Genomic DNA, 12,321 nt, shown 5'->3' with positions numbered 1-12,321 from the left:
CTCACCTGTAGCAGGAACCTTTTTCCGGAATGGCAATCAGTGCTGCACGCTTTCCGATCAATCATTCAGTGGGCACCGGCATGATCTTGAGAAAAACGGCTCTATACATGGCCTTGGTAATGGCAGGCGTTCTTATCGGCTACAGCATCAAGCCCAGCAATGGGCTCCAGGTAACCGCAGGGCAACTTATAAGCTGCGGCAAGACCACCATTCCAACCATCGAGATGTGAGGGCAGCGCTACAGCGCGCCCTCCCTGATTACACCCAGCCCTCATATAAACCGGCACTGGCCGCCCAGGCCGATCCCACGAACCTCCAGCACCTCCCGACACCTGCAGCAAGCTTGCTGGCCGAATAATCTCTAGTCTGAAAGAATCTTCGCGCCTGAAGATCGCACCTCAGGCTCGCCTCCAATCCAGGACCCTCCCATGCAGCTCATTCCTTTGCTTGCTAGCAGCCCCACCGTTCAAGCTCAAGTGCGCGCGCTGCGCAACCAGCAGGAGGTGCGCAAGTACATGTACACCTCCCATGAAATCAGCGAACAGGAACATGCAAACTGGCTGAGCGGCCTTCAAGGTAACCGGCGTCAGGAGGTGTTTGTCGCGGTCGATGCCGGGCAAGCCTTGGGGGTCGTGTCCCTGAATGCCATCAATGCCCTGCAGAAAACTGCCGACTGGGCGTTCTACCTGGACGCCGAGCTTCAAGGCAAAGGCCTGGGCAGTCTCATGGAGTTCTGGTTGCTCGACTATGCCTTCAATCAAGCCGCTCTGGACAAACTCAACTGCGAGGTGCTCGCAAGCAACACAGCGGTGATCAGGCTGCACCTGAAATTTGGCTTCGTACAGGAAGGCCTGCGGCGCCAGAACATTCTGAAAGACGGCGAGCGAATCGACGTAGTGCTGCTAGGCATTACTCGCCAGGAGTGGCAGGACAAGCGTCCGGCCCTTGAAAGTTTGATCGCGCGGCTCGGTCAGCGAGAGTCCTAGGCATAGGCAGCAACCCTGCCCCTCAGACAAAAGAAAACCGGCGAATGATCGCCGGTTCCTGTCACTCGCCGTTCAGCAGTGGGGAGGCCAGAACGGCCCCTGCACTGCCGTCGGATCAATGCGCTGCGTTGAGGGTCAGGCGCATCTGGCGGTTCACATCCTTGTACAGCAGGTAGCGGAAACGACCCGGGCCGCCGGAGTAGCAGGCCTGTGGGCAGAAGGCGCGCAGCCACATGAAGTCACCGGCCTCGACCTCGACCCAATCCTGGTTCAGGCGATACACCGCCTTGCCTTCCAGGACGTACAGGCCGTGCTCCATGACATGGGTCTCGGCGAACGGAATCACGCCGCCCGGCTCGAAGTTGACGATGTTGACGTGCATGTCATGGCGCATGTCGCTCATGTCGACAAAACGCGTGGTGCTCCAGCGGCCTTCGGTATCGGGCATGACCCGCGGCTCGATGTCCTGCTCGTTGGTGACGAAAGCGTCCGGGTATGGCACGCCATCGACTTTCTGGTAGTGCTTGCGGATCCAGTGGAAACGCGCCTCGGTGCCGCTGGTGTTGCGCAGCTTCCAGTCGGCAGCCGGTGGGATAAAGGCATAGCCGCCGGGCTTGAGGACGTGCACCTGGCCTTGCAGGGTCAGGTTGACCTCGCCTTCGACGACGAACAGTACCGCTTCGGCGTTGGGGTCCTGCTCGGGCTTGTCGCTACCGCCATTGGCGCCGACTTCAACGATGTACTGGGAAAAGGTTTCAGCGAAACCCGACAGCGGACGAGCGATGACCCACATGCGCATGTTGTCCCAGTGCGGCAGGTGGCTGGTGACGATGTCGCGCATCACGCCCTTGGGGATCACGGCGTAGGCTTCGGTAAACATTGCGCGATCGGTGAGCAGTTCGGTCTGTGCCGGGTGCCCGCCGTGAGGCGCGTAATAGGTAGTTTTGGACATGGAGACTCTCCTCATTGTTGTTTTGCTGCCCCGCGCGGCAACGCCGCCAGGGTGAACAAACCTGCGGGGCGACGCGCCAGGGAAGCGGCGCGGACCGCTGCTGGCCACCACGATATCCAGCGTTACGCACATGCACAAATTAAATACTGGAATCCGCCATATTCATTTATCGAATGCCGCGCGACTTCAGCCCTGAGTGTCCTGGGCCAGCACCCGCGACAAGACTCGCGCCAGCTCCTTGACCATTGGATCTGCCGCCGGGCGGTGCAGCAACGCCACCTCGAACACGTCCACCGAGGGCAGCCCGGTGCCTTTGGACAGGACCTGGTGGCCAGCCGTGACCGCACGCAATGGCAGCAGGCCTATGCCCATGCCATCGGCAATGGCCGACTGCAGGCCGCTGAGGCTGGAGCTGGTGAAGCTGATATGCCAGCGCCGGCCCACCGCCTCCAGGGCATTGATCATGGCATCGCGGTACACCCCGCGCGGCGGGAAGGTAACGATAGGCAGCGGGTCGAGATCGATGCAGGGGTTTTTCGCGCTATCCACCCATCGGGTCTTCTCCGGCCAGCAGGCCAGTGCCTCGCGGCTGTTGCGCAGTTGCTTGAGCACCACCAGGTCCAGTTCGCCACGGTCATAACTGGCGTTGAGGTCGCGACTCATGCCGCTGGTGACCTCCAGCTTGACCTGGGGATAGCGCCGGTTGAACGCAGCCAGTTGCTCGGTGGTGCGGCCGGCAGCGAAGTCGTCCGGCACGCCGATACGCACCGTCAGCACCACCGTGGCCCCGGACAGCGCCTCGAACATTTCATCGTTCAGTGCCAGCAGGCGCCGGGCATATCCCAGCAGGGTCTCGCCGGCATCGGTAGGCAACACATCGCGATTGCCGCGCTCAAGCAGGCGCTGCCCGACCATCTCCTCCAGGCGGCGAATCTTCTGGCTGATGGTGGATTGGGTGGAATGCAGGCGGGTGGCGGCCGTGGTGAAACTGCCGCAGTCGGCCACCGTGACAATGGCCCGCAGCAAGTCGAGGTCGAACAGGCGGCTATTGGGTTTCTCAATGTCGCTCATGCTGGTATCTGTTTTCTGAATGCGTTGCGCCTTTCTACCGGGTCTGGCCCGAGGACACAATTGCCCCCGCGGCGCTGAGCAGCCCCGTGCCAAGGCGGCATCCTGAATGCACGGCAGATATTTTTTCCGGGCCCGCCTGATTGGCAATGTGTATCGACATGTAACGGCGTAGGATGAGGCTCCGGTTCGCTCTATCCCTGACCCTGCTCTGGAGATGCTGAAAATGAAGTTGAACTGCCTCAAGGTGTTGCTGATCGGCGCCACCCTTCTACTGGGCGCCTGCTCCAGCGCGACCACCCACCCCTGCTATTCGGACAAGTGCCGGCTTGGCGGTGGCGTGAGCAATCTGAATCTCAACGGCAACAGCGCATTGGGCAACAGCTTCAACGAGTACGGCTCGACCCTGCTGCACGACTGAAAAACCTGCCCCCCATGCCTGGGTGCTGTCGGGAGTGGCTCGCTCCAGCAGCGCCTTGTCACTCCCGACCGCCCCCGCACTCACCCCTTGTTCCGGTTCTTCGCCCCGCCCTGGCGAGCCTTGAAGCGCGGATTGGATTTGCAGATCACATAGATGCGACCGCGACGCTTGACGATCTGGCAGTCGCGGTGACGATTCTTGGCTTCTTTGAGGGACGACAGGACTTTCATGGCAACGCTTCCTTGGGACTGGAATTAATGTAATAACATATCATATTCACCAATGAGAATTATTATCAACCATCAATTTCCGCCACCCTGACCGCTCAACGATTCTCTGCGCCGCCATCGGCCCGTTGCCCGGTCCCGCAGGGTTGGGAGAGCAGGACGGCTGCGTGATCATTACCGCGCCCAGCCTCACCAACTGCCCGACGCCCCGCCGCCGCCACTGGAACCGCCGCCCCCGGAGAAACCGCCACCCGAGCTTGAGCGGCCGCCACTGCTGCTGCCACCGCCACTGCTCCAGCGAAAGCCACTGCCGCCGGCAAACAGTATGAAACTCAGGAAATAGGCGAACGGCACGACCCTCAGCCAACGCTGAGCCGCCTGCCAGGCATCCACACCCAGGCCCATCAGTAGAACCAGCGTCAGCAACACGGCAAAGCGCCATAAAAAGCCCCGGGGGCTCTTGCGCCAGCTGTTGCGCATCATCCAGTACAGCAGCCAATGGCCGCCCAGCACCAGCAGCACCCCCGCCGGCCAGGCCAGGCCGTAGAGGAAAGTCAAACGGCCCAGATACTGGCTGACCAGGGTCAGCAGGCCGATGTACAGCAGCAGCCCCAGCACCCCGTAGAACACCCGCCGCGCCTGCCACAGCCCGGCGAAGGTCGCACCGCCGATCAACATGCACAGCGGCACCAGGAACAACTGCGCCAGCCACTCATGGCCGCCCACGGCTCCCACCAGCACCGCCATCAGCACCACTGCGCCCCCCAGCACCCGGCGCCAGTTCCAGCCGGCGGCCAGCATCACCCCCGCCACCGAGCCGAAAACGAACGCCAGCAGCAAGGCATAGGCTTCGAGCGGCACCGCCTGCCCCGCAGGCTCGGGCAACGAGCCCCCGTCCACCAGCAGGATCAAGTCATCCAGGGCACGGTCGATACCGCCGGCAAAGTCGCCCTGACGAAAGGCCGGGGTCAGGTCCTGGGCGATGATCTGCCCGGCCAGCAGGTCGGTGACCACCGGTTCCAGGCCATAACCGACCTCGATCCGCACCTTGTGGTCGTTCTTCGCCACCAGCAGCAGGATGCCGTCGTCTACCCCCTTGCGCCCCAGCTTCCAGGCGCGAAACAACTGGTTGCTCAGGGCCTCGATGCTCTGCTGGCCCAGGTTGGGCAGCAGCATCACCGCGATCTGCGCGCCGCGGCGCTGCTCCAGCGCCTCCAGCTTGTGCACCATCCGCTCCTGGGTGGCGCTATCCAGGGTCGCGGTCAGGTCGATCACCCGCCGGTCCAGGGGCACCTTCACCAGCCCCGGCGGCGCCTCTTCGGCGTGCACCAGGGCCGGCGACAGCAGCCCGAGAAACAGCGCCAGCCACAGGCCACGCCCTTGTTGCAACCACACCTTGATCATCGGCCCGCTTCCCGAATCGTTCATCCTGAAGCGGCGAACTTTACCACTGCCCGTACCGCGACCGATTCACCGCACCTCACCGCCAGCAAAAAAACACCGGGCAGGTGACCAAACCTGCCCGGTGCCCGGCGACCTGTCGTGTTGCTGCAATCAGCCTCAGCCCAGGCGGTTGAGGCACACCACCTTGGGCTGGGTCATTTCCTCATAGGCGAAACGCACCCCTTCTCGGCCCAGGCTGCCGTACTTGAAGCCGCCAAAGGGCATGGCATCGAAACGGTAATCGGAAGAGTCGTTGATCATCACCCCACCCGCCTCGATCCGCCGCGCAGCGTCCATAGCGATACGCAGGTCATTGGTGAAGATCCCTGCATGCAGGCTGTATTCGGGCTGATTGGCCAAAGCGATGGCCTGATCCAGATCGTCGAACGGTTGCAAGACCACCACTGGCGCAAAGACCTCGTCCTGCCACAGGCGACTGCCGTGGTCGACATTCTCCAGCACCGTGGCGGCGTAACAGGAACCCCGGCGCTGATGCCCACAGAGCAAACGCGCGCCCTGTTGCAGCGCTTCATCCACGACCTTCTGCGCGTTCTGCGCCGCCTGCAGGCTGATCATCGGCCCGATGTCCGTGCTGCTGGCCAGCGGGTCGCCACTGACCTGCTCCCGAGCCAGGCGCACAAAAGCCTCTCGAAACGCCTCATAGATCGAGGCCTGGACCAGCAGGCGCTGGGTGCCGATGCAGTTCTGCCCCGCCGCCCAGAAGGCCCCGGACACGCAGCTTTCCACCGTCGCCGCCAGGTCGCAGTCGGTCATCACGATCACCGGCGCATTGCCTCCCAGGTCCATGACCAGCTTTTTCAACCCGGCGCTGCGGGCGATCTGCTCACCGGTGACGAAGCCGCCGGTGAACGACACCATGCGCACCTCACGGGCTTCCACCAGGGCTTTGCCCAGGTCCGCACCACCAGTGGCCAGGGTCACCACCGAGGTCGGCAGGCCGGCATCGCGCAAGTAGTCCACCAGCTTGATCGCCGACAGCGGCGCCAGCTCCGAGGGCTTGAGAATCACCCCGTTGCCCCCGGCGATGGCCGGGCCCAGCTTGTGCGCCACCAGGTTCAACGGATCGTTGTAAGGCGTGATCGCCAGGATCAGCCCCAAGGGCTCGCGCGAAAACCAGCCCTGGCGGTTTTCCGAACCTTCATAGGCATCAAACGGCAGCACCTCGCCGGCATTGCGCTTGGCCTCTTCGGCCGACAGCTTGAGGGTGTTGATGCAGCGCTTGACCTCTTTCTGCGCCTGTTTCAGGGTCTTGCCCGCTTCATCGACGATCAACCGGGCGAAATGTTCGGCGTCGCGCTCGATGTTCAGGGCCGCCCGCTCCAGAATCCGTGCCCGCTGATAGCGCGGCAGCGCCGCGCAGTCGCTGACACCCTGGCGGGCTTGCTGCAACAGGTAGGGCACGGCACAGGCCTCAAGGCGTGGCACTGTCCCGATCAGCCGACCATCGAAGGGGCTGCAGACATCAATCGAATCGGCGGCCAGCGCCAGACGTGACAGGTTCATGGGCATGCTCCTAGCGGGCCAAGCGCGACTGGTGGATGTGAATGATGTCCGAGAGCAAGGCAAAGGCGGTCTCGATGCGCCCAGCGCCCGGCCCGGACACCGTCACCGCGCCCAGCAGTTCGGTGTTGAACGACACCGCGTTGATCGCCCCGCCAATGCCCGCCAGCGGATGGGCCAGGGGCAACAGGCGCGGCTCGACACTGGCTTGCAGCGAGCCATCGGCCAGGCGTTGGGCCGAACCGATCAGCTTCCAGCGCGCGCCCTCGGCACGGGCCTGCTCCAGGTCCTTGGCCGTCAGGCCGGAGATACCCCGGCAACTGACATCACTGACGGTCAACTGCGCGTCGAGCAATTCGTTGGCCAGGATCACCACCTTCAAACGCACGTCAAAGCCTTCGACATCCGCGCTCGGATCGGCCTCGGCATACCCCAGGGCCTGGGCCTCGGCCACCGCTTCGGCAAAGCCCAGGCCGGCCTCCATGCGGGTCAGCACAAAGTTGGAGGTGCCATTGAGAATGCCCTCGAACCCCAGTAGCCCACTGCCGGCCAGGGACTGCTTGGCCATGCGGATCACCGGGGTGCCGCTCATCACCGCGCCTTCGTATTCGAAGGCCGCCAGATTGCGCTGGGCCAGGGCCTTGAGCTCGGCGCTGTGCAGGGCAATGGGGCCCTTGTTGGTGGTCACCACGTGCTTGCCCTGCTCCAGGGCCCAACGGCAGAAGGTACTCGCTGGCTCGCCGTCCACCGGGTTGGTGAAAGTGGCCTCGGCAATGATGTCGGCGCCGGAGTCCTTGATCACCTGTTCGTTGAGCGCCTCCACCTGGCCGCCCGGCAGTTGCGCCAAGGCGCCCTTGGTTGCCGGCAGCTTGCTCAGCAGACCGGCATCCAGCCCCTGGGGAGCGACGATGGAGCCCAGGAACAGATCGCTGATGCCAACGATCTTCAAGCTGAAACCCAGTTGTTTTTTCCACGTCTGATTGCGCTCGGCAATCAGTTGCGCCAGGGCCCGGTTGACCCCGCCGAAGCCCACCAGGGCGATGTTGTATTCAGTCATTTTTGTTGTGTTCCATCCGGGTTGAGAAGCTGATGGACACAAGGTTAGGGGTCGGGACCGGGCAGTGAAATATGCCGTTTTGCTGTATTTGCTGAGCATTTTGCCCAGCGCCGGTGACCACTGCCGAAGGCTGCGCTCACAGGCGCTGGCTACGCAAAACCCGCAACCAAGACTGCCCCTGTAGCCGCTGCCGAAGGCTGCACCCGGCTCCGCAGGAGACGCTAACCCTGGCGGTGCGGTCCAACAGGACACCACACAGGGTTCCATTCATCGCAACATGCTGATTGACCGCGCAGGAAGGTCCTTCGGCCCTTTTCGCAGCCTCGCCAAAGGCTCGGCAGCGGCTACAGAAGGCCAGAAGATCCGGCTCTGCGCTCAGGCCACAGAGGACAAGACAAAGGACGTCACGGTGTTTTCCACCCCGGGCAAGGCGGCGATGTCATTCCACACCCGGTGCACCCGCTCTACGCTGGCTGCGCTGACCCGCACCAGCACATCGAACTCGCCGCTGAGCACTTCGCACTGGATGATCTCCGGCATCGCGCGCAGCGCCTGCAATACATCGGCCCCGCGCATGCGGTCGTAGCGGTAGACGAAGATCAGCGCGTTGATCCGGGTATCCGCCCCACGCCCTTCGCCCAGGCGAATGGTGTAGCCCTGGATCGCTCCGTCGCGCTCCAGGCGTTCGATGCGCTGGCGCACCGCGTTGCGCGACAGGTTGACCTTGGCCGCCAGCTCGGCATGAGCCGCCCGGGCATTGCGGGTCAGCTCGGCGATGATGCATTCGTCCAGTGGATCCAGGATCCGCTTCATGAAGCCTCCTTCGCGGTGCCCATCACAGTGCCTTCAGGCAGTGCAGTACGGCGGCAAAATCATCCGCCGCCAGTGCCTGCCACTGCGCCGTGGAAGGCGCCGCGAGTGGCTGCGGTGCCAGCCCGGGAATACCCAGCGAGCCCAGCAACCGAGCCGACTTGGCCGGCGCGATCTCCCCCAGGGTGACCATGGGCGCCACCAGGCTGCGGCGGTACAGGCGCGCCGCCAGGACACCGATGGCAGCATGGGGGTCGATGATGTAGCCGGTGTCCCGATAGAGGCTGCTGATCTCCTTGCCGGTCTCTTCATCGCTCACCGAGTAGGAGTCGATGATCATCCGCGCCTGCAGCCAGAACTCGTTGCCCAGGGTCATCTCGCCACTGCCTTCAAAGCGCTGCATCAGGCCCGCCACCGCATGCGGGTCCTGGCCATAGAGCTCCCAGACAAAGCGCTCCAGGTTGGCGAACAGCGACAGGTCCATGGCCGGCGACAGGCTCTGGCTGGCCTCGGCGCGACAATAGCGGTTCTTCAGGAACAGCTGGTGCAGGGCGTCGTTGCGGTTGGTGGCGACAATCATCTGGGTGATGGGCAGGCCCATCTTCTGCACGATATAGCCGGCATAGACCTCGGCGAAGCTGGCCGCCGGCACGCTGAAACCGATGGGCCGCTGGCCGCCCCCCAGTTGCAGCACGGCATGGAAATACAGCACCAGCTGGGCCATGACCCCGACCCAATTGCTGGAGTTGAAGCCGATCACCTCGCGCTCGGCCAGGGGCCATTGGCGCAGCAGGCGGGCCACCAGGGTCTGGCAGTCGTCGAAGCTGCCCTGCACGGCAAAGCGCCACAGCCCGGGGTTGTGTGCCGCCTGCAACTGCTGCCCTTGCTGCTCGGGCACGCCGTGCTGCGGATAGAACACCAGCACCTGGGTCTGCGGGCAGTCCTTGAAGGCGTCGATGGCCGCCAGCGCGGTATCGCCGTTGCTGGCCCCCACCAGCACCCCGTGGCGCTGCCGGCGCTGGAGGAAATAGCCCACCAGTTGCGCCTGCAACCGCGCGGCAAAATCCTTGGCCGAGCCTGTGGGCCCATGGAACAGTTCCAGCACCCATTCATTGCGGTCGATCTGTCGCAGGGGCGCCACCGCGCGGTGGCCAAAGCCGCTGTAGGCGCGGCTGAGCAAGGCCTTGAAGTCCGCCTCGGGCAGGCAGTCGCCCACAAAGGGGCTGAGCACCCGGAAGGCCAGTTCGGGGTAATCCAGGGTCGACCAATTGGCGATTTCCTGGGGGCTGAAGCGTGGCAGCTCGGCAGGCACGTACAGCCCGCCATCGGCGGCCACGCCGGATAACACCACGCTTTCGAAATCCACCTGCTCGGCGGTACTGCGGGTACTCACATAACGCATGTTTGGCTCCGGCCAGTCATTTATGGCGATGGGCCTGCTCCACCAGCCAGGTGGAAAATTCCAGCGCATCGGGGTGTGGATCGGCCCCGGCGCCACGCACCAGGTAAAAGGATTCGCTGGCCTCGATGCGCTGACTGAAAGGCTCCAGCAAGCGCCCGTCGGCGAGCATCTGGTCGACCATGGAGGAACGGGCCAGGGCCACGCCCAGGCCCAGTTCGGCCATGCGCAAGGTGGAAATCAGGGTGTCGAACTGCATCCCCCGGGACGAATCCACTTGCTCGGCGCCGGCCCGCTGCAGCCAGTAGCCCCAGCCCTCTTCGTAGCCCAGCACATGCAGCAGCGGGTGCCGGGCCAGGTCCGCCGGCACCTCTAGCGGCGCCTTGTCCAGCAAGGCCGGGGCGCACACCGGGAACAGCGTGTCCCAAGTCAGGCGCTGGGCCACCAGCCCCGGCCAGTGGCCGTGGCCCCAACGAATTTCCAGGTCGTCTTCGCCGTCCAGCTCCTTGACCCAGATATTGCTGATGTAGCGGATATCCACCAGCGGGTGCCTGTGCTGAAAATCCGCCAGCTTGGGCGCCAGCCAGTGGACGAAAAACGCCAGGCTGCCGCGCACCTTGATCGGCCGGCGCTTGTGCTGGCCGAAAATTTCGTTGGTGCCCACCGCCAACCGGGTGATCGCGTCCTGCACCACCGGCAGGTAGGAGCGGCCCTCCTCGGTCAGGTCCAGGCCGCGGGGCAGGCGCTTGAACAGCGCCACCCCGAGGTGGCTTTCCAGCTGGCGGATCTGTTGGCTGACCGCGCCCTGGGTGAGGAACAGTTCCTCGGCGGCGTGGGTGAAGTTAAGGCAACGGGCGGACACCTCGAAGGCGCGCAGCCAGTTCAGCGGGGGCAAGCTTTTCTGCTTCATGGCCTGGCTCTCATGGACACCCTGGGCGCCGGGCGCACCCGTCAACCCTGCAGGGCATCGGAGGGCCGAGCCAGGGCTGCCAGGGACAGGCGCCGCTGGCGGCTACTGCGGGTAATGTAATACACCAGGTAGCACCAGGCGATGAAGGGCAGGCCGAAGTACAGGGCCACGCGCTGCTCGGGGTCGAAACCGATGCCGACACAGGCCAGGGCGCAGCACAACAGCGCCCCCAACGGCACCCAGGGGTAGCCACGAACACGGAATTTCAAGTCGCGCACGTCACCGCCGTTGGCCACGAAGTGCCGGCGAAAGGCGATCTGGCTGGCGGCGATGCTCATCCACACCACCACCACCGCCAGCCCGGAAATCGACACCAGGGCCAGGTAGATGGTGTCCGGGGCGAACACGCTGCTGAGCAGCGAGGCGGCGCCACCGGCCATGCTCACGATGATCGCGTTGAGCGGCGTGCCCATGCGGGTCAGGGCCGAGAACTGCTTGGGCAGGTGGCCCTGGTCGCTCAGGGTCCAGAGCATCCGCGAGGCGGCGTACAGCCCGGAGTTGGCGGCGGACAGCAACGCGCTGATGATCACGAAGTTCATGATGTCGGCCGAGTACGGAATGCCGATGTAGGTGAACACCGTGACGAACGGGCTTTCCACCAGGCCGGCCTGCTCCCGGGGCAACAGGGTGGCGAGGACGAAGATGGTGCCGACGAAGAAGATCGCCAGGCGCAGCACCGTGGTGCGGATCGCCCGTGGCACATTGCGTTGCGGGTCACGGGTTTCGCCAGCGGCGATGCCGATCAGTTCGGTGCCGGAGAAAGCGAAGGCCACCGCCAGTAGGGTCATGGCGATCGGCATGAAGCCGGTGGGGAATAGCCCCTCACGGGTGAAGTTGCTCAGGCCGATGCTGTGGGCCTGGTCGATGTGCAGAAGACCGAGAATCGCCCCGCCGCCCACCACCAGGAATGCCAGCACGGTGATCACCTTGACCAGCGACAGCCAGAACTCGGTCTCGGCGAACAGCCGCACCGACACCACGTTGGACAAGAACACCACCATGGCGAACAACGCGCTCCAGATCCACACCGGGGTCTCGGGGAACCAGCGGGCCATGAGGATCCCGGCGGCGGTGAATTCCGAGCCGATGGCCACGGTCCAGGTCAGCCAGTACAGCCAGGCCACGGTGTAGCCGGTACCGGGGCCGAGAAAGCGCGTGGCGTAGGTGCTGAAGGAGCCGGTCTCGGGCATCTGCACCGCCAGCTCGCCGAGGCACATCATCACCAGGTACACCATCAGCGCGCCGATGATGTAGGCGATCACCGCGCCCAGCGGGCCGGCCTGGTTCACCGTGTAGCCGGACGTGAGGAACAGCCCGGTGCCTATCACCCCGCCCAGGGCGAGCATGACAATGTGCCGGGTCTGCATTTCTTGCTTGAAGCCGCCGCGCAAGTCGGTCTGTTGTTCTTGTAGGGACATGATGGTTCTCATGAAAGTTGTCAGGGCAAGTCTCAATTTCTGCGACTGT

13 protein-coding genes are annotated in these 12,321 nt (G+C 64.0%); 3 read left to right on the top strand and 10 right to left on the bottom strand.

The window, feature by feature from the left end; all coding sequences use genetic code 11:
* The first annotated feature begins 29 nt into the window (after nt 1-29).
* A complete protein-coding gene (locus tag M2395_RS01695) occupies nt 30-230 on the top strand; it encodes a hypothetical protein (RefSeq protein WP_019094218.1) in 201 nt (66 codons plus the stop codon).
* Nucleotides 231-428: 198 nt separating this feature from the next.
* Nucleotides 429-986, top strand: a complete 558-nt coding sequence (gene pseH, locus M2395_RS01690; protein ID WP_123430502.1) for a UDP-4-amino-4,6-dideoxy-N-acetyl-beta-L-altrosamine N-acetyltransferase — start codon at nt 429-431, stop codon at nt 984-986.
* Between the two features lie 115 nt (nt 987-1,101).
* Here the strand turns inward: pseH and M2395_RS01685 are convergent, their stop codons facing one another.
* Both M2395_RS01685 and M2395_RS01680 read right to left on the bottom strand, forming a co-directional pair.
* Nucleotides 1,102-1,938, bottom strand: coding sequence for a bifunctional allantoicase/(S)-ureidoglycine aminohydrolase (locus tag M2395_RS01685; protein ID WP_011062092.1), 837 nt, complete (start codon nt 1,936-1,938; stop codon nt 1,102-1,104).
* 186 nt (nt 1,939-2,124) lie between these two features.
* The gene (locus tag M2395_RS01680) at nt 2,125-3,009 is read right to left on the bottom strand and encodes a LysR substrate-binding domain-containing protein (RefSeq protein WP_015636218.1); all 885 of its coding nucleotides are present in this window, start codon (nt 3,007-3,009) and stop codon (nt 2,125-2,127) included.
* 223 nt (nt 3,010-3,232) lie between these two features.
* Here M2395_RS01680 and M2395_RS01675 point away from each other — a divergent pair, with 223 nt between their 5' ends.
* The gene (locus M2395_RS01675; protein ID WP_011062094.1) at nt 3,233-3,427 is read left to right on the top strand and encodes a hypothetical protein; all 195 of its coding nucleotides are present in this window, start codon (nt 3,233-3,235) and stop codon (nt 3,425-3,427) included.
* 80 nt (nt 3,428-3,507) lie between these two features.
* On the opposite strand, the gene ykgO is transcribed toward M2395_RS01675, so the two are convergent.
* From ykgO to M2395_RS01635, 8 genes are all read right to left on the bottom strand, one after another.
* Entirely contained in the window at nt 3,508-3,657 is a 150-nt protein-coding gene (gene ykgO, locus M2395_RS01670; RefSeq protein ID WP_011062095.1) for a type B 50S ribosomal protein L36, read from the bottom strand.
* 186 nt (nt 3,658-3,843) lie between these two features.
* Nucleotides 3,844-5,058 (bottom strand): YgcG family protein, encoded by a 1,215-nt coding sequence (locus M2395_RS01665; RefSeq protein ID WP_123430501.1) that lies wholly within the window; start codon nt 5,056-5,058, stop codon nt 3,844-3,846.
* A gap of 156 nt (nt 5,059-5,214) precedes the next feature.
* Entirely contained in the window at nt 5,215-6,621 is a 1,407-nt protein-coding gene (locus M2395_RS01660; protein ID WP_015636221.1) for an aldehyde dehydrogenase family protein, read from the bottom strand.
* A gap of 10 nt (nt 6,622-6,631) precedes the next feature.
* Nucleotides 6,632-7,675, bottom strand: coding sequence for a homoserine dehydrogenase (locus M2395_RS01655; RefSeq protein ID WP_041752396.1), 1,044 nt, complete (start codon nt 7,673-7,675; stop codon nt 6,632-6,634).
* Nucleotides 7,676-8,050: 375 nt separating this feature from the next.
* Nucleotides 8,051-8,488, bottom strand: coding sequence for an Lrp/AsnC family transcriptional regulator (locus M2395_RS01650; RefSeq protein WP_011062099.1), 438 nt, complete (start codon nt 8,486-8,488; stop codon nt 8,051-8,053).
* 22 nt (nt 8,489-8,510) lie between these two features.
* Nucleotides 8,511-9,887 (bottom strand): threonine synthase, encoded by a 1,377-nt coding sequence (gene thrC / locus M2395_RS01645; protein ID WP_011062100.1) that lies wholly within the window; start codon nt 9,885-9,887, stop codon nt 8,511-8,513.
* Nucleotides 9,888-9,903: 16 nt separating this feature from the next.
* On the bottom strand, nt 9,904-10,794 hold the full coding sequence (locus M2395_RS01640) for a LysR substrate-binding domain-containing protein (RefSeq protein WP_011062101.1): 891 nt from the start codon (nt 10,792-10,794) through the stop codon (nt 9,904-9,906).
* A 41-nt stretch (nt 10,795-10,835) separates the two neighbouring features.
* Complete coding sequence (locus M2395_RS01635; protein ID WP_011062102.1) at nt 10,836-12,272, bottom strand: amino acid permease; 1,437 nt, start codon at nt 12,270-12,272, stop codon at nt 10,836-10,838.
* Nucleotides 12,273-12,321: the final 49 nt, after the last annotated feature.

The organism is Pseudomonas sp. BIGb0176 (assembly GCF_024810175.1).
In the GTDB taxonomy this organism is placed as follows: domain Bacteria; phylum Pseudomonadota; class Gammaproteobacteria; order Pseudomonadales; family Pseudomonadaceae; genus Aquipseudomonas; species Aquipseudomonas protegens.
This window is presented reverse-complemented; position numbering and strand designations above follow the sequence as displayed.